Source organism: Rhizobium sp. 11_C7_N12_5, from assembly GCF_051811145.1.
In the GTDB taxonomy this organism is placed as follows: Bacteria; Pseudomonadota; Alphaproteobacteria; order Rhizobiales; family Rhizobiaceae; genus Rhizobium; species Rhizobium lusitanum.
The window spans coordinates 2,352,055-2,372,539 of sequence record NZ_JBPWPY010000001.1 but is presented as its reverse complement, the minus strand read 5'-3'; the positions used below and the strand labels follow the sequence as shown (position 1 = coordinate 2,372,539).

Here is a 20,485-nt window from a genome sequence, read left to right as displayed (position 1 = left end):
CGTAACGCAAGACCGCCGCGGGCAGGCTTTTCTGCCCGTGGCAGCTTGAGGGGACAAGCGCAATGTTCGACAAATTCGTTTACCGCATGGCTTTGGCGCTCGTCGCCTGCTTCTGCCTGGTGCTGGCGCTGACGGCCACGAGCCTGCGCGCCCAGGAGGATGCTCACGGCCTCATCAATTCGCTCGGTCAGGCCAATTTCCAGCAGGCCGCTGCAATCGTCCAGAATCTTGCAAAGACCGGCGACCCCAAGGTCGTGCCGGCACTGCAGGCCTTCTCCGATGGCGATCTCTATATCAGGAAATCCGACAACCAGGTCTTCATCGCCAAGTCCTCCGGCGATGCGATGGCCCTGGTGGACCCACTTACGGGGCAGGCGGCCGGGCAGGAAGCCCAGGACAATCTCGGCAAGATCAAGATCAACAACAGTCTCCGCCGCGCCGTTCGTGCGGCTCTCGGCAGTTTGACGCTGATGAGCCCGGATCGCGGTGTCCGCCTGGAGGCGGCGCAATCGGTGTTGAAATCGCCGAGCGCGGATTCGCTGGAGGCTGTCGAGACGGCGCTGCAGAACGAGAAGGACGCAGAAATTCGTGTCGCTCTTGAACGGGCACGAGCTGTTGCCGTGCTCAGCTCCGATCGCCCTGTGGAAGACAAGAAGGCCGCAATCGAGACGATCAAGGTCGAGGGCGGTCGTGATGCCATCGGCATCCTCTCCTCCGTTTCCGTCGATGACAGTCTCAAGCCGGACGTCGCAGCCGCGATTGCCGGCATCCAGGAACAGTTGAAGTTCTGGGATGCGTTGCAGAACGTCTGGTACGGCCTGTCGCTCGGCTCGGTGCTGCTTCTGGCGGCCATCGGCCTTGCCATCACCTTCGGCGTCATGGGCATCATCAACATGGCGCATGGCGAAATGGTGATGCTCGGCGCCTATTCCACCTTCATGGTCCAGAGCGTCATCCGCACATCCTATCCGGAACTCTTCGACTGGTCGCTGGCGATCGCCTTGCCGGTCGCCTTCATCGTGACCGGCGCTGTCGGCCTCGTCATCGAGCGCGGCGTCATCCGCTTTCTCTACGGCCGGCCGCTGGAGACGCTGCTTGCCACCTGGGGCATCTCGCTGATCCTGCAGCAGGCGGTACGTTCTATCTTCGGGCCGACCAATCAGGAAGTCGGCAATCCCTCCTGGATGTCGGGTTCCTTCGATCTCGGCTATCTCTCCGTCACCTGGAACCGTCTCTGGATCATCGTCTTCGCGCTCGGTGTCTTCGTGGCGCTGCTGTTGCTGCTGAAGCGTTCCGCCTTCGGCCTGCAGATGCGGGCGGTGACGCAGAACAGGCGCATGGCTTCCTCCATGGGCATTCGCACGCCCTGGGTCGATGCCTTCACCTTTGCTCTGGGTTCCGGCATTGCCGGCATGGCGGGTGTCGCGCTCTCGCAGATCGACAACGTCTCGCCGAACCTTGGCCAGAGCTACATCATCGACAGCTTCATGGTCGTGGTGTTCGGCGGGGTCGGCAATCTCTGGGGCACGCTGGTCGGCGCTTTCTCGCTCGGCATTCTCAACAAGTTCCTCGAGCCCTATGCGGGGGCGGTGCTCGGCAAGATCCTCGTGCTCGTCCTCATCATCCTCTTCATCCAGAAGCGTCCGCGCGGTCTGTTCGCGCTCAAGGGAAGGGCGGTGGAAGCATGATCACGGCCTTCATCCTCCGCTCTCTCGACCGCCGCATCAGCATCGCCATCGCGATATTGATCGCCGTCGCCTTCCTCGTGCCACTGTCGAACTTGGCTCTGCCGGAAACCAGCGCACTGCATGTGCCGACCTACCTGATGTCGTTGCTCGGCAAGTATCTGACCTATGCGCTGCTCGCCTTGGCGCTCGACCTCGTCTGGGGCTATTGCGGCATTCTCTCGCTCGGCCACGGCGCCTTCTTCGCGCTCGGCGGCTATGCGATGGGCATGTATCTGATGCGGCAGATCGGCTCGCGCGGCACCTATGGCAACCCGATCCTGCCTGACTTCATGGTCTTCCTGAACTGGAAGGAACTGCCATGGTTCTGGTACGGCTTCGACCATTTCTGGTTCGCCATGATCATGGTGCTGGCGGCACCCGGCCTCCTTGCCTTCATCTTTGGCTGGTTCGCCTTCCGCTCACGCGTCAACGGCGTCTATCTGTCGATCATCACGCAGGCGATGACCTATGCCCTGCTGCTCGCCTTCTTCCGCAACGACATGGGCTTTGGCGGCAACAACGGTCTGACCGACTTCAAGGATATCCTCGGTTTCAACATCCAGGCCGACGGGACGCGCGCCGTGCTCTTCGCCATCACAGCGCTGATCCTGGCGCTGGCGCTGATGCTGTCCTCGGCCATCGTGCGCTCGAAGTTCGGCAAGGTGCTGGTCGGCGTGCGCGACGCGGAAAGCCGCACGCGTTTCCTCGGCTACCGCGTCGAGCACATGAAGCTCTTCGTCTTCGTGGTATCGGCGATGATGGCGGGCATTGCCGGCGCGCTCTATGTGCCGCAGATCGGCATCATCAACCCCGGCGAGTTCGCACCGGCCAACTCGATCGAAGTGGTCATCTGGACGGCGGTTGGCGGCCGGGCAACGCTGATCGGCCCGATCATCGGCGCCATCCTCGTCAATGGCGGCAAGACGGTTTTCACCGGCCTGTTCCCGAGCTTCTGGCTGTTTGCGCTCGGCGGCCTGTTCGTCGCGGTGACGCTGTTCCTGCCCAAGGGCATCGTCGGAACGATCGCTCCCTACATCGGCAGAGGGCGCAAGCCGGAGAGCCCGCAGCCCAAAGCCGCGGAAGACGAAGCCAGCAAGCCCGTACAGGCGGCGGAGTGAGACCATGATCCCGGATATCAAGCCCAACAGCATGCTTTATCTCAACAACGTCTCGGTCTCGTTCGACGGGTTCAAGGCCCTGAATGCGCTGTCGATCGTCATCGAGCCGGGGGAGCTTCGCGCCATCATCGGCCCGAACGGCGCCGGCAAGACCACGATGATGGATATCATCACCGGCAAGACGCGACCCGACGAGGGCGAGGTGTTCTTCAACGGCCAGGTCGACCTGACCAAGAAGGACGAGGCCGATATCGCCCAGCTCGGCATCGGCCGCAAATTCCAGAAGCCGACCGTCTTCGAAAGCCACACCGTCTGGGACAATCTCGAACTGGCGCTCAACCGCAATCGCGGCGTCTTCGCGACGCTGTTCTATCGCCTGACGCCGGCAGATCGCGACCGCATCGACGAAATCCTCGAGACGGTGCGCCTGTCGCATCGCCGGGACGAACTGGCGGCCAATCTCTCCCACGGCCAGAAGCAATGGCTGGAGATCGGCATGCTGCTCGCGCAGGAGCCAAAGCTGCTCTTGGTGGACGAGCCCGTTGCCGGCATGACGGATGCGGAGACGGCGGAGACAGCGGTCTTGCTGAAGGAGATCGCCAAGACGCGCTCGGTCGTGGTGGTCGAGCACGACATGGGCTTCATCCGCGACCTTGGCGTCAAGGTGACATGTTTGGCGGAAGGCTCGGTGCTGGCCGAGGGTTCGATCGATTTCGTCAGCAGCGATCCGAAGGTGATCGAGAATTATTTGGGGCGGTGAGATGCTGACAGTCGAAAACGCAAATCTGCATTATGGCGCGGCACAGGCGCTGCGCGGCATCTCCATCAAGGCCGAGATGGGCAAGATCACCTGTGTCCTTGGGCGCAACGGCGTCGGCAAGAGTTCGCTGTTGCGCGCCGTCACCGGCCAGCATGCGCTGTCGGCTGGCACGGTCGCCTTTAACGGCGTGACGCTGAACGGCATGGCGCCCTTTACCCGCGCCAGGCAGGGCATCGGCTATGTGCCGCAGGGCCGCGAGATCTTTCCTCTGTTGACCGTGAAGGAAAATCTGGAGACCGGCTACGCGCCGGTCTCTCGCCGCGACCGCAATATCCCTGACGACATCTACAGCCTGTTTCCGGTGCTGAAATCCATGCTGTCGCGACGGGGCGGCGATCTTTCCGGCGGGCAGCAGCAGCAACTGGCGATCGGGCGGGCCATGGTGACGCGGCCGAAAATATTGGTGCTGGACGAACCGACGGAGGGCATTCAGCCATCGATCATCAAGGATATCGGCCGGGCGATCCGCTATCTCAGGGATTCCACCGGTATGGCGATCCTGCTGGTCGAGCAATATCTCGATTTCTGCCGCGAGCTTGCCGATTACGTCTACATCATGGATCGCGGCGAGATCGCGCATGAGGGCCTGGCGGAGTCGCTGGATACACCTGAAGCCCGCAGACATCTGACCGTCTGAGGCGAATGCCTTTCTTTTCAGCGTCTGGTGAAAAATGCAGCGGGCGTCGCCTATTGCAGATCGCCATTGCAGGCGATTGCATAAGGCACAGAAATTGCTTGCGTTTATTCCCTGCCGGGTTTCAATGCCTGGGTATTGGCATGGTGTGTTGAGCGGAGAGACCGAATGGCAATGGCAGCGGCGAGCACGAGACCGCAGAGGGCGCGAGGTCGCGGCCATCTGGCGGCCAAGTCGCTTGGCGGTCGCACGCGTCTTGCCGAGCTTTACCAGGAAGGAGCGGCGAAGATCCGGTTGCCCGAGACTTTCGACAGTTCCATGGAAGCGGTCATCATCAATACCGCCGGCGGGCTCACCGGCGGTGACCGTATGGATTGGAGCGTCGTTGCCGGGCCTAGCACGCGCATTGACGTGACCACCCAGGCCTGTGAGAAGATCTACAAGGCTTCGGCCGATAGCGCCGTGGTGGAGACATCAATCAGGGTCGGTGCCGGCGCGCGCGTCGATTGGCTGCCGCAGGAAACCATCCTGTTCGACCGCGCCTCGCTGTCTCGCAAGCTGCATGTCGAGCTTGACGAAACAGCCGAATTTCTTGCCGTTGAGGCGATTCTGCTGGGACGGAAGGCAATGGGCGAGACGATGGTGCAGGGGCTGTTCCGTGATCGTTGGCGCATCCGCCGCGACGGGCGCCTGATCCATGCCGAGGAACTGAGGCTTGGTGGCGATATTGCGGCTTTGACGGCCGAGAATGCCGTGCTCAGCGGCCAGGTCGCCTTCGCGACGCTGCTTTATGCCGGACCGCTGGCGGAAACCTATCTGCGCCAGGTCCGGCCGCTTGTCGAAAGCCATATGGGAGGCGTCAGCCACTGGAGAGAGAAGCTCGTGGTGCGGCTTGCGGCCTCCGATGGTTTCGCGCTCAGAAAAATCCTGATCCCGATCATTTCCGCCTTGCGCAACGGAGCGCCAGTGCCGAAAGTCTGGAACCTGTAGTCCGAGAAAACAGCAATTACATAGGTAGGCGATGAACCTCACTCCGAGAGAAAAAGACAAGCTGCTGATTTCCATGGCGGCAATGGTGGCGCGGCGGCGGCTGGAGCGTGGCGTCAAGCTCAATCATCCCGAGGCCATCGCGCTGATCACCGACTTCGTGGTCGAGGGCGCGCGGGATGGCCGTCCGGTTGCCGAGCTGATGGAGGCCGGCGCCCACGTCATCACCCGCGATCAGGTGATGGAGGGCATTGCCGAGATGATCCATGACGTACAGGTCGAGGCGACGTTTCCGGATGGAACCAAGCTGGTGACCGTGCACGAACCAATCCGCTGAGGTTGCGATGCTGGAACTCAGACCCAATTGCGAATGCTGCGACCGGAATTTGCCGCCGGAAAGCCTTGATGCGATGATCTGCACCTTCGAGTGCACGTTCTGCGTTAATTGCGTCGGTAATGTTCTCGGCGGCATCTGCCCGAATTGCGGCGGCGAACTCGTTCAGCGTCCCATTCGCCCGGCGGCGTTGCTCGCCAAATATCCTGCGTCGACCAAACGTGTTCTGAAAGCGGAAGGCTGTGCGCCCGTCCGGGCTGCATAAGGAGAAAGACCATGATCCCAGGCGAAATCATTGCCGCAAGCGGCGATATCGAACTCAATGTCGGTGCACCCACAGTAACGCTTGAGGTTTCCAATACCGGCGACAGGCCGGTGCAGGTCGGCAGCCACTATCATTTTGCCGAAACGAACGGCGGCCTATCCTTCGATCGCGACAGGGCGAAGGGCATGCGGCTCGATATTCCCGCCGGCACCGCGGTGCGTTTCGAGCCGGGCCAGACGCGCTCGGTGACGCTCATCCCACTTTCCGGCAAGCGCGAAGTCTATGGCTTTCGGCAGCAGGTCATGGGCAAGCTCTAGGCTCGCGGGGGAGCGACATGTCTTTGAAATTGGTTGCATTCGGTCCGTTTGTTGCGGCGGTTTTGATGTGCGGTCAGGCGTTTGCGCAAAGCGACGCGGATCAACCGAAAATCGATTGCAAGAATGCCCAGACGCAGACGGATATGAACACCTGCGCCGCCCTCGATTTTCAGAGGGCCGACAAGGCGCTGAACGAGCAATACAAGAAGACCCGTACCGCCATGGTCGCGATAGATGCCGACCTCGACGCCGATATCAAGGGCGCGGAAAAGGCATTGGTGAAGGCACAGCGCGCCTGGATCGATTTCCGTGACAGCCAGTGCGAGGCGGAAGGTTTCGAAGCCCGGGGCGGAACGATGGAGCCGCTGCTCGTTTCCGGTTGCAAGACGACTTTGACGCAGCAGCGGACCAAGGAGCTGAAGGTGCTGGCAGATGGATCGGAGGGCGCGCAGTGAGCGCGAAGCGCACGATCATGATCGTCGGCAACGGTGAGATTGCGGAAGGGGTCACGGAAGAGATCGACGCCGCCGATCTGGTGATCCGCTTCAACGATTGCCGCTCCATGGGTGCCGGCGGCAGCCGGACCCATGTCGTCGCGGTTTGCAATACCGGCCGGCCGGCGCGCGCCATGCTGGGTTCGGCCGAATGGCGCAAGAGCCCAGCCGTCGCCTCCGCCTCCGAAATCTGGAGCGTGCGCGATCCCGGTAAATTCGCTGCCCTGCGTGCGCCGCTGGCGCTGTCGCATCCGGAACTCGATGATTTCTGCGACGACTATACCGATCAATTCACCGCCTTCTGCCATGCGACGGGCAAGCGTCATGTCGTGATCGACCGGTCCGTCCATGACAGCGTCGATGCGGCGCTGGCGGCCTACGAGCCCGGCGCCTATGTGGCGCCGAGCAGCGGCATGATCGTGATCGCGGACGTACTCTTGCACCACCCCGACGACGATATCGCCATTACCGGCTTCAGCCATACGGGCTGGGACGGCCATCCCTTTGCCGCCGAGAAGCGGCTGGTGGACGGCTATGTGTCCCGGGGCCGCCTGAAGCGCCTCGCCGATACGACCCTTATCTCTGCCTCCGAAGGAGACTGATTCATGCCCTATAAGATTTCCCGCGCCGCCTATGCCAGCATGTTCGGACCGACCGTCGGCGACAAGGTGCGGCTGGCCGATACCGAATTGTTCATCGAGGTGGAAAAGGATTTCACCACCTATGGCGAGGAAGTGAAGTTCGGTGGCGGCAAAGTCATTCGCGACGGCATGGGGCAGAGCCAGGTGACGCGCGCGAACGGCGCCGTCGACACCGTCATCACCAATGCTTTGATCCTCGATAATTGGGGGATCGTGAAGGCGGATATCGGCTTGAAGGACGGCCGCATCGTCGCGATCGGCAAGGCCGGCAATCCGGATACCCATCCGGGTGTCAACATCATCGTCGGGCCGGGCACCGAGGCGATTGCGGGCGAGGGGAAGATCGTCACCGCCGGCGGCATGGACAGCCACATCCATTTCATCTGCCCGCAGCAGATCGAGGAAGCGCTGATGTCTGGCATCACCACGATGCTCGGCGGCGGCACCGGGCCGGCGCATGGCACTCTGGCGACCACCTGCACGCCGGGACCCTGGCATCTGGCGCGCATGATCGAGGCCTTCGACGCCTTCCCGATGAATATCGGCCTTTCGGCCAAGGGCAATGCCTCGCTGCCGGCAGCTCTGGAGGAGATGGTGCTCGGTGGTGCCTGCTCATTGAAGCTGCATGAGGACTGGGGCACCACGCCGGCGGCGATCGACTGCTGCCTGAGCGTTGCCGACGAATATGACGTGCAGGTGATGATTCACACGGATACGTTGAACGAAAGTGGCTTCGTCGAGGATACGATCGGTGCCATCAAGGGTCGTACCATCCATGCCTTCCACACGGAAGGCGCGGGCGGCGGGCATGCGCCCGACATCATCAAGATCTGCGGCCAGTCGAACGTCATCCCGTCTTCGACCAATCCGACGCGCCCCTATACGGTTAATACCATCGCCGAACACCTCGACATGTTGATGGTCTGCCATCACCTGTCGCCATCGATCCCCGAGGATATCGCTTTTGCCGAAAGCCGCATCCGCAAGGAGACGATCGCAGCCGAGGATATCCTGCACGATATCGGCGCCTTCTCGATCATTTCGTCCGACAGCCAGGCCATGGGCCGCGTCGGCGAAGTGGCGATCCGGACATGGCAGACCGCCGACAAGATGAAGCGTCAGCGCGGCCGCCTGGCCCAGGAGACCGGCGACAACGACAATTTCCGCGTGAAGCGCTACATCGCCAAATATACGATCAACCCGGCCATCGCCCATGGCGTCAGCCACGAGGTGGGATCGATCGAGGTCGGCAAGCGTGCCGATATAGTGATCTGGAACCCGGCCTTCTTCGGCGTCAAGCCGGAGATGATCCTGCTCGGCGGCTCCATAGCGGCTGCACCGATGGGCGATCCGAACGCCTCGATCCCGACGCCGCAGCCGATGCACTATCGCCCGATGTTCGGTGCCTATGGCAAGAATCGCACGAATTCCTCGGTGACGTTCGTCTCCCAGGCTGCATTCGATGCAGGTCTTGCCGGCAAGCTCGGCATTGCCAAGACGCTCCTGCCCGTCAGGAACACGCGCGGTGGCATTTCCAAGGCGTCGATGATCCACAATAGCCTGACGCCGCATATCGAGGTGGACCCCGAGACCTATGAAGTTCGCGCCGATGGCGAGCTTCTGACATGTGAGCCGGCGACGGTGCTGCCGATGGCGCAGCGTTATTTCCTGTTCTGACAGGTTTTTTGACGGCCGATCATTGGCAGCTGAAAAAGCCCCGGTTTCCGGGGCTTTTTCAGCTCCGCGTACTTAATGCTGCGTTATCATAGGCTTGTGGCGGCAACTTTGCGCATCGCTTTTCGACTTGCGAAAGCGATGATGTCGGCGGCCATTTCTGATTGTTCACAACTTGGGAAATACCACGCATTTTAATCGTTACATTAAAGACCTGGAAGCGTCTTCACCCCTATTTCACATGATTGAAATGGTGGCTGAGGAAGGTGAATCGCATGAGACAATGGATTTCGCTGCAAGCCGATCTCGGTAATTTTCAGCGGCGGCGTGCGATCTATATTTTCGCGTTAAAGATGAGTTTTGCAGCCGTCATCATGTCACTTTTGATCATGCTTGTAATGCTGCCCGTGCTGCAGTGGTTCGATCTCTTGCCAGTGCCGATTTCGGAGGCGATGCGTCTCGGTGTCCTCTTGGCATGGATCGTCGGCGGTACCGTTTCCGGCGCGCTGGCGGCGCTGGCAGGTTGTTCGATTCACAAGCTTGCCGTCTCCCGCGCCGAGTTCCAGCGGCTGAGCCGCACCGACATGCTGTCCGGCTTGCTCAATCGTCGTGCCTTTACCGAAGCATTGGATCAGGCCGCCGAAGGTGCGTCACTCGTCATCTTCGATGTCGATCGGTTCAAGACGATCAATGATCGCTTCGGACATGCATCCGGCGATGCCGTCATCGTTGCCGTATCGCAGATATTTGCGCATGTCTTTGCCGGCGAGGACGTGATCGCTCGTCTCGGCGGCGAGGAATTCGGCGCCATCGTTCACGGCGGCGACACGTCTGAACGCGTTGCCCGCATCGAGAGCATCAGGGCTGAGATCGCCAATCATCCCATCGCCGTCGAAGGTGGTTCGGTGAAGATCACCATTTCCGCGGGAATCGCCGACATAGGCAAGGACCGCAAGTCGGAAGCCGTTTATGCGGCAGCCGACAAGGCGCTCTATCTCGCCAAGACGCTTGGCCGCAACCGCGTGGTCCACGAATACGAACGGCTGAACCACGTCTGGCATCGTTCTGCAACCGACCAGAAGCGCGAAGCCACGGCGGAGCATGTGGAACCGAAGCGCTACGCGCAACGAATATAGAGCTTTGCGAAAGCGGCATTGGCGCTTGCGCCGGAAGCGACTATTTTGCATGGTCTGACAAAGCTTTGAATTGGACCCGCCATGCAACATGTTACCTCCTATCTGCCGGCCGGCACGCCGTCCTCCAATCCGATCGATCGTGTCGTCCTGCCGCATGATTTGCGGCATCTGCGCCGCAAGCTGCTGCATCTCGAAAACGGCGACATGGTCATGCTCGACCTGAAAGAGCCGGTCCTGTTTGCCAATGGCGACCTCCTGGTGCGCGAGGACGGCGAGTTGATCGAGATCGTTGCGGCGAATGAGAAGCTTTTCGAAATCAAGCCGCGTGATCGCAGGCATCTGATCGAGCTTGCCTGGCATCTTGGCAATCGCCATCTCCCGGCGCAGATCGAAGAGGAACGCATCCTGATTTTGCGCGATCATGTGATCCGTTCCATGCTCGAAGGGCTCGGCGCGACGGTCACGGAAGTCAGTGAGCCTTTCCAGCCTGCTCGCGGTGCCTACCACTCCCATGGCGGCCATTCGCATGACCATGCCGATCATCACGATCATGGGCACGATCACCATTCGCACGATTGAACGCCGATGAGCGAGGGGATGGCAGCGGACGATCGCAATCTGCAGGCGCTGTTGCGGCTGATGGCTTGGCTGTCGCCGGCTTTTCCGGTGGGGTCCTTTGCCTATTCCGGTGGGCTCGAGCGTGCGGTGCATGACGGGCTGGTTCACGATAGCAAGAGCCTGCGTGATTGGATCGCGACCCTCATCCAGCATGGCCCTGTCTGGAATGATGCCGTCCTGCTTGCCGAGGCACATCATGCCGGCGAGGATGCGCTGCGGCTTGCCGCGGTAGCGGAACTTGCAGAAGCGCTGGCGGGCTCGAAAGAGCGCCACAATGAAACGATGCTGCTCGGCGACGCCTTTTTGTCGGCCGCCGGCGCCTGGCCGCACGGGATATTTTCGATGCTGCCGGCAAAGACTGCATATCCCGTCGCAGTCGGCGCGGTAGCCGCCGCACACGAGATATCCATCGAGAAGACACTAGCCGCCTTCCTGCATGCCCTTGCGTCGCAGATGCTTTCGGCCGGCATCCGGCTCGGCGTGACCGGGCAGAAGGATGGCGTTGCGATCCTGGCCGCCTTGGAGGATATCATCGCCGACGTGGCGAAACGGGTAGCGCAATCCGATCTCGATGATCTTGGCGCTGCGACTGTGCACGCCGACATTGCAAGCCTGCGTCATGAAACCCAGGAGACGCGGCTCTTTCGCTCATGATCCGCGTCTTTGGGGAAATGCTACAATCGAGGCACGCCCTACGTCATTCGCCGCTGTGCGGCAGGCCGACGCTTCGCTATGCTGCTATTTTATTGGAGTTTCCAGCATGAAATCGAGAAATGGACCTTTGCGTGTCGGTATCGGCGGCCCCGTCGGTTCGGGCAAGACGGCGCTGACGGAAAAGCTGTGCAAGGCGATGCGCGACGATTATTCCGTCGCCGTCGTCACCAACGACATCTATACGACTGAAGATGCGGAGGCGTTGGTGCGGATGCAGGCGCTGACGTCGGATCGCATCGTCGGCGTCGAAACCGGCGGCTGCCCGCATACCGCCATTCGCGAGGATGCGACGATCAACCTGCAGGCTATCGCCGGCCTCAACGAGCGGCTTCCGGATCTCGACGTCGTCTTCATCGAATCCGGCGGCGACAATCTGGCCGCGACCTTCTCGCCCGATCTCGCCGATATCACCATCTACGTAATTTCTGTGTGCCAGGGCGAGGAAATTCCGCGCAAGGGCGGCCCCGGCATCACCAAATCGGACCTGCTCGTTATTAACAAGAAGGATCTGGCGCCTTTCGTCGAGGTCGATCTCGAGGTGATGGACCGCGATGCCACGCGCATGCGCCAGGCTCGTCCTTTCGTGTTTTCCGACATGAAGCGGGGAGAGGGCGTCGGTACGATCGTCAGCTTCCTGAAGGAACAGGGCGGCCTTTAGGCCGTCCCGTCACCTATCGGTTTCGCCAGGTCGAGCCGACCGCTATTCGGCGGCGAACGGCGGCAGCTTCAGCACATTCGTACCGGTCGCCTTGCGACCCCTGACATCCCTGTTCTCGATGACCTCCAGTCGCTCTTCCAAGGCGGCGAGCGACTGTCGGTTTTCATTGACGGCAGTCGCCAGGCTTTCCTTGGTCACGACTTCATCATCCGCGTCCTTCTTGCCGACCAGTTTGCCGAAGAGGAAGCCGAGCAGGCGCGAGAGGTCGTCCATGATCAAGAAGAAGGACGGCACGACCACCAGGCTGAGGACGGTGGACACGATGATGCCGCCGATCACCGCAATCGCCATCGGCGCGCGGAAGGAGCCGCCTTCGCCGACACCGAGCGCGGACGGCAGCATGCCGGCCGACATGGCGATCGAGGTCATGATGATCGGCCGCGCACGCTTGCGGCCGGCCTCGACGACGGCTTCCAGCCTCGGCATGCCTTGATGCATCATCTCGATGGCGAAATCGACGAGCAGGATGGCGTTCTTGGTCACGATGCCCATCAACATGAGAATGCCGATCATCACAGGCATGGACAGGGCATTGCCCGTCAGGATGAGTGCCAGCGCCACGCCGCCGATCGCCAGTGGCAGCGACAGCAGAATGGTAAAGGGCTGGATGATGTCCTTGAACAGCAGCACCAGCACGGTCAGAACCAGCAGTAGGCCAAGCAGCATGGCATTGCCGAAGCTCTGCTGCATTTCCTTCTGGACCTTGGTGTCGCCGCTTTCGGCCAGATGCACGGTTGCCGGGATCTTGGCGCTGTTGACGATATCGAGGAAATGCTCCGATGCCGTATCCAGCGCCACGCCCTGCGGCAGGTCCGCGCCGATGGAAACGACGCGGTAGCGGTTGTTGCGCTTGATCGAAGACAGGCCCTCGGTATAATCGATGTCGGCGACGCTCGACATCGGCACGGTGGTGCCTGAGGCGGTCTTGATGCGCAAGGCACGGATCGCCGCCAGATCGCGGCGCATGCCGAGCGAAGCCTGGACGCGGATCGGTATCTGGCGATCGTCGAGCGAGATCTTCGCAAGCGACGCGTCGATATCGCCGATGGTGGCCACACGAACCGTATCGGAAATCATCTGCGGCGTGATGCCGAGGCGTGCGGCTTCGTCCTTGCGCGGATAGATCTGCAGTTCGGGACGCGGCAGGGCGCCGTCGGCGCTGACGTTGGCGAGCGCAGGATCGGTTCGTAACTTGGCTTCGAGAATGCCGACCGCCTGGTTCAGATCCTTCTCGTTGCGGGAGAGGAAGTTGTAGGTGAGGTCGCGGTCGCCACGGTCGTTGAGCTTGGTGATGCGGACGTCAGGTATCGAACGCAATTTCGCGAAGACTTCCTTTTCCACATCCCATTGCGGACGCTCGCGGCCATGCACGGTGACCTTCGGCAGGTGAGGGCCGATGACTGGCAGCGAGCCGAGGACGTCGTTCACCAGCTTCTTGACGAGCGACTGGTCGAGCTTGCCGAGTGTCAGCGTCACGGTCGCGCGGCGAAGCTCCAAATCGCCCTTCGGCGAAGCACCGCCGAGAACGAAGACGTTTTCAACGCCGTCGATGCCCTTGACGCGCCGGTAGATCTCGTTGGTCGCCTGTTCCGTATCCTCGAGCCGTGCATTCGGCGGCAGCTCGGCTGACAGAACGATACGCGATGAATCGTCCGGCGGAATGAAGCTGCCGGGGACGAACATGATCAGCGCAAAAACCGAGGCGATGGAAAAGGCGAAGGCCGCCAGCAGCGTCGGATAACGCGTATACCACCGCTTGGTCGTCAACCGCACCAGTGCGCTGTAGCCGCGCATGAAGGGGCCGTCTTTGTCGTGGTGATCGTCGACCGCATCTTCGGCGCGCATGAGATAGGCCGCCATCATCGGTGTGATCAGACGCGCCACAAGCAGCGAGAAGAACACCGAGAAGGCGACTGTCAGGCCGAACTGAATGAAGTACTGGCCCGGAATGCCCGGCATGAAGGAGACCGGGACGAAGACCGCGATGATGGTGAAGGTCGTCGCGATGACGGCCAGGCCGATTTCATCGGCGGCATCGATGGCGGCACGGTAAGGCGTCTTGCCCATCTTGATGTGGCGGGCGATGTTCTCGATCTCGACGATGGCATCATCCACGAGAATGCCTGTTGCCAGCGTCAGCGCCAGGAAGCTGACGAGATTCAGCGAGAAGCCGATCTGGTTCATGATCCAGAATGTCGGGATCGCTGACAGTGGCAGGGCGACCGCCGAAATCAGCGTCGCGCGCCAATTCCGCAGGAAGAGGAAGACGACGAGAACCGCCAGGAGCGCACCTTCGAGCAGCGTGTGCATCGCCGCTTCGTAATTGCCGTAGGTGTAATAGACGGAGTCGTCGATCATCTCGATAGAGACGTTCGGATTTTCGGCGCGCACCTTGTTGAGCGTATCGCCAACCGTCTTGGCGACCGTTACCTCGCTGGCGCCCTTGGCGCGGAACACGCCGAAGGTGACGACGGGGGCGCTGTTGAACCGCGAGAACGACTTCGGCTCCTGATAGGTGTCCTTGATGACGCCGAGAGCGGAGAGCTTGACGAAGCGGCCGTTGGTCAGCGCGATCGTGGTATCGACAAGCTGCGCGACCTCGCGGGCGTCGCCAAGCACGCGGATCGCCTGTTCGCTGCCCGCGACCTGGCCGCGGCCGGAACCCAGATCGATGTTGGTGCTGCGCAACTGCTGGCTGACCGAAAGCGCCGTAATGCCGTAGGCATTCAGCTTGTTCGGATCGAGCTCGATGCGCACCTCGCGGTCGGCGCCGCCGTAGCGATCGACGCGGCCGATACCCGCCTGGCCCTGCAGCGCGCGCTTGATAACGTCGTCAACGAACCAGGACATTTCCTCAAGGGTCATGTTCGGCGAGGAGACGGCGAAGCTCTGGATCGCCTGGCCTTCGACATCGACCTTCGAGACGATGGGCTCATCGATCGTGGACGGCAGATTGCCGCGGATGCGATCGATGGCGTCCTTGGTATCCTGAACGGCCTGTTGGGTCGGCACTTCCAGGCGGAAGATCACGACGGTCTGCGATTGGCCGTCGGTGACGGTCGATTGTATCTCGTCGATGCCGTTGATGCCGGCAACGGCGTCTTCGACCTCCTTCGTCACCTGCATTTCGAGCTCGGCGGGCGAGGCGCCGCTCTGCGTCACCGTGACGTTGACAACAGGCACGTCGATGTTCGGGAAGCGCGTGATGGGCAGATTGAAGAAGGCGTGCGCGCCCACCACCATCAGCAGGAAAAAGCCGAGGAGCGGGGCGATCGGATTTCGGATGGACCAGGCGGAGAAGTTCATCTTGCCATTCTCGCTCAGTTGGAGGCTTGCGGCGTTTCGCGCACGGGCGTGATGTGGTCGCCGTCGCGGACATAGGCGCCGGCCTTGGCGACAACATCTTCGCCGGCCGTCAGGCCTTTGAGGATCTCGACATAGGCTCCGTCCTGGATGCCGGTCTCGACATTGACGAACTTGACGACGCCGTTCTCGACCTTGCGGGCGGAAGAGCCGTTTTCGTCGCTATTGACGGCGGTCAGCGGCAGGGAGACACCCTCTTCCTGCCGGATGACGATCTCGGCGCTGCCGTACATGCCGGCACGCGCCTTGTCGCCCTCGTCGATGGTGATGTGCACCGCGCCGAGGCGAGTAACGGAATCGACGACAGGCGCGACGAGGCGGACGGTGCCGCCAAGCTTTTCGCGGCTGCCGGAGAGCGAAATCAAAGCCTTCTGCCCGGTGGCGATCTTGGTGATGTCGCTTTCGGAAACGTCGACCACCAGTTCAAGCTGGCTGTCGCGGATGATGGTGAAGAGCGGATCGCCGCTGCCGTTGGCGATGGCGCCGACGCGGGCGTTGCGCGAGGCAACCGTGCCTGCGACCGGGGTCTTGATGCCGGTACGGGCAAGTTTCAGGTCGGTGTCGGCGATCTGGCTGTCGGTGACCTTGAGATCGGCTTCGGCGACCGCGATCGCCTGTTCGGCGGACCCCACGCGAGCCTTGTTGGCTGCGGCCGACGCGTTTGCCTGCTCGACTGACGAGGTCGACATCGTGCCCTTGGCGCCCATTGTGACCGCGCGGACGCGTTGCAATTCAGCTTCTTCCGCGTTGGCGTGAGCCTCGGCGAGCTGCGCGTGCAGCTGGGCAAGGCTTGCCTCGCCCTTGGCGCGCGTGGCCTGCATCTGGCTCTTCTGCAGGATCAGCGCGTCTTCGTTCAGCGTGGCGAGCGTGCTGTTTGCCTCGACCTTGTCGCCGACATCGGCATTCAGCGAGCGGATGGAGAGGCCATCGACCTGCGGCTGGATGTAGATTTCTTCGACGGCCTTCACCGTGCCCGTCGCGACGACCCTGTCGACCAGCTTGCGCATCGTGGCGGTGGTAATGACGATCGCCGGCAGGTTCTGCTTCGGGGTCGTGACGGCAGGCTCCTCCGCCAGCGCGGCGGGTGCGGCCAACAAGGAAAGCATGATTGCGGTCGTGCTTAGAAATCTAAACGGCGTAAGGGCCATGCGTCCGGTTCCAGTTCGGCATCTCGGTAAAAGGATTTCGCTGTTTTCCGTCGCGAACACGGGGATCAATGCGTGCGGGCCGGCTACTCCGGCGGATCAATATCCGTCTGTCATGCCTGCAGGTCCCTCATCCTAAATTCGCTCCTGTACATGGGAGCGGTTTCCAAATTTCACAAGATCACGAGAAAATGATTTCGCGGGTAATTTTACCCGTCGCAACTCTGCGAAGCAATCACGGCATTGTGATGTCGGCATTCGAATAGTTGATAGTTGTGAGCTTTTCGTGCAAGTGTCGCGATAAGGCCAGCTTTTTGTTGCGGCTGTTACAAAATGAAAAAAACGCGCGAGGCATGAAACCTCGCGCGTTTCGGTTGTTCGCGATGCCTGAGACTATTTCAGGGCCGCGTCCGTGATCTCATGCGTATAAGCGCCGGTCGGCTTCTTGTTGATGATCTTCTGGTCGAGCAGCGCCTCGACGGTGCGATCATAAAGCTTCGCGTCGAGCTTGCCGCTGCCGATGAGCTTGGCGACTTCGCCCATCATGCGCTTCTGGTGGTTTTCGTCCTGGCCGCCATTGTCCATGACGATCCCGGCGGCTTCATCCGGATGTTCGACGGCATATTTCCAGCCTTTCATCGAGGCGCGGACGAACTTGACCATATCGGCCTTGAACTTCGCATCCTTCAGCTTGTCTTCCTTGACATAGAGGCCGTCTTCCAGAAGGTCGACGCCGAGCTTGGTATAGTTGAAGACGGTCAGGTCTTCCTGCTTGAAACCGGCATCGATTGCCTGCCAGTATTCATTGTAGGTCATGACCGAGATGCAGTCGGCCTGCTTCTGGACGAGCGGCTGCACATCGAAGCTCTGCTTGAGCACGGTGACGCCGTCCTTGCCGCCATCGGTCTTCAGGCCGATCTTGTGCATCCAGGCGAAGAACGGATATTCGTTGCCGTAGAACCAGACGCCGAGCGTATGTCCCTTGAAATCCTTCTCCGTCTTGACCGGGCCATCCTTCGGGCAGATCAATTCCAGGCCGGACTTCTCGAAGGGCTGGGCGATGTTGATCAGCGGCACGCCCTTTTCGCGGGCAACCAGCGCGCCACCCATCCAGTCGACGATGACATCGGCGCCGCCGCCGGCGATCACCTGTTCCGGGGCGATATCCGGGCCGCCCGGCTTGATGTCGACGTCGAGGCCTTCTTCCTTGTAGAAGCCCTTGTCCTTGGCGACGAAATAGCCGCCGAACTGGCCCTGGGCCACCCATTTCAGCTGCAGCGTCAGCTTGTCGGCGGCCGTCGCGGCCTGGGTTGCGGCCAGCGTCATAGCGCTTGCCATCAATGCGAACATCAGTTTTTTCATGTTTTCACCCTTTTCCCTCTGAAGTTATGCCTTGATCCCTTGAGGAGATCCCGGATTACGTCTGCCCACTGCGGATAGACGGATGCCAGAACGTCGTCATTCTCTCGATAATGGCGACGATACCGTAGAAGACGGAGCCTGCGACCGCGGCGACCGCGATCTCAGCCCAGACCATGTCGAGATTCAACCGGCCGTTTTCGGTCGAGATGCGAAAGCCCATGCCCGACATGGGAGTGCCGAAGAACTCCGCTACGATGGCACCGATGAGAGCCAAGGTCGAGTTGATCTTCAGCGCATTGAAAATAAAGGGAGCGGCGGCCGGCAGGCGCAGCTTCAGCAGCGTCTGCCAGTAGTTCGATGCATAGGTGCGCATCAGGTCGCGCTCGATATTGCCGGCTGCCGCCAGGCCGGCCACCGTGTTCACCAGCATCGGGAAGAAGGTCATGACGACGACGACGGCGGCCTTGGACTGCCAATCGAAGCCGAACCACATGACCATGATCGGCGCAACGCCGATGATCGGCAATGCCGAGACGAGATTGCCGATCGGCAGCAGGCCGCGGCGCAGGAAGGTGAAGCGGTCGGCGAGGATAGCGACGATGAAGCCGCTGGCGCAGCCGATGGTGTAGCCGATCAGGACCGATCGGAAGATCGTCTGCTGGACGTCCGTCCACAGGATCGAGATGGAGCCGGCAATCCGCGCGCCGATGGCGCTCGGCGGCGGCAGGAGGATGAAAGGCACACCGGCGCCGCGCGTCACCGCTTCCCAGATGATGATGATCCAGACGCCGAAGATCGCGGGAATGAGCAATCGTAACGTATAGCTGTCGGCGGTCGAGTGCACGCGGATGGTCGACAAGATGGAGACGCAACGCCAGGCAAGCAGCCAGGCAGCGGCAAGCAAGATAAAAAACGACGCAAGCGCGTTGCCTTCATTGCCCGATATTCCGGCCAGCAGCAGCCAGGCCGCTGCGTGCGCGGCGAAGAAGAGGATCGCCGCGCTGAGGGTTGCGGACAGGTTCATGAAGGAAATCGCGGCCGCGGCCGCAATGAGAATGAAAATGACGAAAGTGGTTCCGCTGCTGATAGGCGTTGCTGCATCCGCGGCGAGCAGCGGCAGCGCCGGGAGCGCCACAAGGCAGAGAAGAAGGGAAAGGGTGCCCTGCCACGACAAATGAGAATTCTTCATGCCGCCCGACCTCCCATAGCACGATCGACGATACGCGCCGCGATGCCGACGATGGCAATCAACACGGCGGCGAGTATCGAGCCGGCGACGAGCGTCGCCCATATATCGATCGTCAGGCTTTGATAGGAGCCGGCGAGGAGCTTGGCGCCGATGCCTGCGACTGCGCCCGTTGGCAGTTCGCCAACGATCGTTCCGGTCAGGCTCGCTGCGATTGCAACTTTCATCGAGGTGAAGAGGAATGGGACCGACGCGGGAACCCGCAGTTTCCAGAAGGTCTGCATGGCGCTGGCATTGTAGGTGCGCATCAGGTCGAGATGCATGGTTTCCGGCGATCGCAGTCCCTTGACCATGCCAACGGCGACGGGGAAGAAGGAGAGGTAGGTCGAGACCAGCGCCTTGGGAATAAGGCCGGTGACGCCGATCGAACCCAACACGACAACGACCATCGGCGCGATGGCGAGGATCGGTACGGTCTGCGACGCGATGATCCAGGGCATCAGGCTGCGGTCAAGAGCCACCACATGCACGATGCCGACCGCGATCAGGATGCCGAGAACCGTGCCGAAGGCGAAGCCGACTGCCGTCGAGGACAAGGTCACCCAGGCATTGTAGACCAGGCTGCGGTTGCTGGTCAGCGCCCGAAGAAAAGTGTTTTCGAACACATTCTGCGCCACCTGATGTGGCGCCGGCAGGATCGGTTTCGGCTGGGCCAGCGTCTTGCCTATGAATTCCATTGTTGTCGAGGTGACATTGCCGCGGCGATCGAGATCGCGCTGGAACGGCGCGTTGAGCACAACCGCGAAGACATACCAGAGGACGACGATCGCGAGCACGATGCTTGCGACCGGCACGAACTTGTGTCTGAAGAATTGCTGCTTCTCCACGGTCATGCCCTCCCTTGTGCCGGCAGCAGCATCAGCGCCATGGCAACGATACCGAGCCCGACGCCAGCCAGCTGCGGCAGGCTCAGCCGTTCGCCGAAGACGAGGAAGGCGATGATGTTGACGACGATGAGCTGGGCAATGGAGGAGGCTGATATCGCCAGACCCAGCCCGCCCTCGCGCATGAGCCGCACCATCATCAGGTTGCCGATGCAATAAAGGATGAGCGCCAGGATCAGGACCAATATGTTGTTGTTGGCGATATAGGCGCGCGAGGCGGTCGCTCCGCTGATGAAGATCGCCATCGCGCCGGTGAGCCAGAGGAGGAATTGCGGGTTCATGATGATC

At 61.2% G+C, this 20,485-nt stretch carries 21 protein-coding genes; 15 read left to right on the top strand and 6 right to left on the bottom strand.

Annotated elements, in window-relative coordinates:
- The first annotated feature begins 62 nt into the window (after window positions 1-62).
- From urtB to ureG, 15 genes are all read left to right on the top strand, one after another.
- Window positions 63-1,688 (top strand): urea ABC transporter permease subunit UrtB, encoded by a 1,626-nt coding sequence (gene urtB, locus AB8B29_RS11730; protein ID WP_080760680.1) that lies wholly within the window; start codon window positions 63-65, stop codon window positions 1,686-1,688.
- Entirely contained in the window at window positions 1,685-2,845 is a 1,161-nt protein-coding gene (gene urtC / locus AB8B29_RS11725; protein WP_037195196.1) for an urea ABC transporter permease subunit UrtC, read from the top strand. The genes urtB and urtC overlap by 4 nt, the downstream gene beginning before the upstream one ends.
- Before the next feature lie 4 nt (window positions 2,846-2,849).
- Window positions 2,850-3,605, top strand: coding sequence for an urea ABC transporter ATP-binding protein UrtD (urtD, locus tag AB8B29_RS11720; RefSeq protein WP_037195194.1), 756 nt, complete (start codon window positions 2,850-2,852; stop codon window positions 3,603-3,605).
- A gap of 1 nt (window position 3,606) precedes the next feature.
- Window positions 3,607-4,302: an urea ABC transporter ATP-binding subunit UrtE gene (urtE, locus tag AB8B29_RS11715; protein ID WP_113118451.1), complete on the top strand. Its 696-nt coding sequence runs from the start codon at window positions 3,607-3,609 to the stop codon at window positions 4,300-4,302.
- Window positions 4,303-4,467: 165 nt separating this feature from the next.
- The gene (locus tag AB8B29_RS11710; RefSeq protein WP_037195190.1) at window positions 4,468-5,289 is read left to right on the top strand and encodes an urease accessory protein UreD; all 822 of its coding nucleotides are present in this window, start codon (window positions 4,468-4,470) and stop codon (window positions 5,287-5,289) included.
- A 31-nt stretch (window positions 5,290-5,320) separates the two neighbouring features.
- Window positions 5,321-5,623, top strand: coding sequence for an urease subunit gamma (locus tag AB8B29_RS11705; RefSeq protein ID WP_034503828.1), 303 nt, complete (start codon window positions 5,321-5,323; stop codon window positions 5,621-5,623).
- Window positions 5,624-5,630: 7 nt separating this feature from the next.
- A complete protein-coding gene (locus tag AB8B29_RS11700) occupies window positions 5,631-5,885 on the top strand; it encodes a DUF1272 domain-containing protein (protein WP_037195186.1) in 255 nt (84 codons plus the stop codon).
- A gap of 11 nt (window positions 5,886-5,896) precedes the next feature.
- Window positions 5,897-6,202, top strand: coding sequence for an urease subunit beta (locus AB8B29_RS11695; RefSeq protein WP_037195184.1), 306 nt, complete (start codon window positions 5,897-5,899; stop codon window positions 6,200-6,202).
- A gap of 17 nt (window positions 6,203-6,219) precedes the next feature.
- Window positions 6,220-6,657 carry a lysozyme inhibitor LprI family protein gene (locus AB8B29_RS11690; protein ID WP_037195182.1) on the top strand — a complete coding sequence of 146 codons (438 nt, stop codon included), beginning with the start codon at window positions 6,220-6,222 and terminating at the stop codon, window positions 6,655-6,657.
- A gap of 17 nt (window positions 6,658-6,674) precedes the next feature.
- Window positions 6,675-7,298 carry a Urease operon accessory protein gene (locus tag AB8B29_RS11685; protein ID WP_113118515.1) on the top strand — a complete coding sequence of 208 codons (624 nt, stop codon included), beginning with the start codon at window positions 6,675-6,677 and terminating at the stop codon, window positions 7,296-7,298.
- Between the two features lie 3 nt (window positions 7,299-7,301).
- Complete coding sequence (ureC, locus tag AB8B29_RS11680) at window positions 7,302-9,014, top strand: urease subunit alpha (protein WP_439006542.1); 1,713 nt, start codon at window positions 7,302-7,304, stop codon at window positions 9,012-9,014.
- A 272-nt stretch (window positions 9,015-9,286) separates the two neighbouring features.
- The gene (locus AB8B29_RS11675) at window positions 9,287-10,147 is read left to right on the top strand and encodes a GGDEF domain-containing protein (RefSeq protein WP_037195177.1); all 861 of its coding nucleotides are present in this window, start codon (window positions 9,287-9,289) and stop codon (window positions 10,145-10,147) included.
- An 81-nt stretch (window positions 10,148-10,228) separates the two neighbouring features.
- Complete coding sequence (ureE, locus tag AB8B29_RS11670; RefSeq protein ID WP_037195175.1) at window positions 10,229-10,726, top strand: urease accessory protein UreE; 498 nt, start codon at window positions 10,229-10,231, stop codon at window positions 10,724-10,726.
- 18 nt (window positions 10,727-10,744) lie between these two features.
- Window positions 10,745-11,419: an urease accessory protein UreF gene (locus tag AB8B29_RS11665; protein WP_376774229.1), complete on the top strand. Its 675-nt coding sequence runs from the start codon at window positions 10,745-10,747 to the stop codon at window positions 11,417-11,419.
- A 106-nt stretch (window positions 11,420-11,525) separates the two neighbouring features.
- Complete coding sequence (ureG, locus tag AB8B29_RS11660) at window positions 11,526-12,137, top strand: urease accessory protein UreG (RefSeq protein ID WP_037195171.1); 612 nt, start codon at window positions 11,526-11,528, stop codon at window positions 12,135-12,137.
- A gap of 42 nt (window positions 12,138-12,179) precedes the next feature.
- Here ureG and AB8B29_RS11655 read toward each other — a convergent pair whose 3' ends face one another.
- The 6 genes from AB8B29_RS11655 to AB8B29_RS11630 all read right to left on the bottom strand — a co-directional run bounded on the left by AB8B29_RS11655 (window position 12,180) and on the right by AB8B29_RS11630 (window position 20,478).
- Window positions 12,180-15,503: an efflux RND transporter permease subunit gene (locus AB8B29_RS11655; RefSeq protein WP_037195169.1), complete on the bottom strand. Its 3,324-nt coding sequence runs from the start codon at window positions 15,501-15,503 to the stop codon at window positions 12,180-12,182.
- 14 nt (window positions 15,504-15,517) lie between these two features.
- Window positions 15,518-16,708, bottom strand: a complete 1,191-nt coding sequence (locus AB8B29_RS11650; RefSeq protein WP_037195167.1) for an efflux RND transporter periplasmic adaptor subunit — start codon at window positions 16,706-16,708, stop codon at window positions 15,518-15,520.
- 390 nt (window positions 16,709-17,098) lie between these two features.
- On the bottom strand, window positions 17,099-18,067 hold the full coding sequence (locus AB8B29_RS11645; protein ID WP_037195165.1) for an ABC transporter substrate-binding protein: 969 nt from the start codon (window positions 18,065-18,067) through the stop codon (window positions 17,099-17,101).
- 55 nt (window positions 18,068-18,122) lie between these two features.
- The gene (locus AB8B29_RS11640) at window positions 18,123-19,256 is read right to left on the bottom strand and encodes an ABC transporter permease (RefSeq protein ID WP_047638731.1); all 1,134 of its coding nucleotides are present in this window, start codon (window positions 19,254-19,256) and stop codon (window positions 18,123-18,125) included.
- Window positions 19,253-20,146 (bottom strand): ABC transporter permease, encoded by an 894-nt coding sequence (locus AB8B29_RS11635; RefSeq protein ID WP_037195161.1) that lies wholly within the window; start codon window positions 20,144-20,146, stop codon window positions 19,253-19,255. The genes AB8B29_RS11640 and AB8B29_RS11635 overlap by 4 nt, the downstream gene beginning before the upstream one ends.
- On the bottom strand, window positions 20,143-20,478 hold the full coding sequence (locus AB8B29_RS11630) for a membrane protein (RefSeq protein ID WP_037195159.1): 336 nt from the start codon (window positions 20,476-20,478) through the stop codon (window positions 20,143-20,145). The genes AB8B29_RS11635 and AB8B29_RS11630 overlap by 4 nt, the downstream gene beginning before the upstream one ends.
- Window positions 20,479-20,485 lie beyond the last annotated feature (7 nt).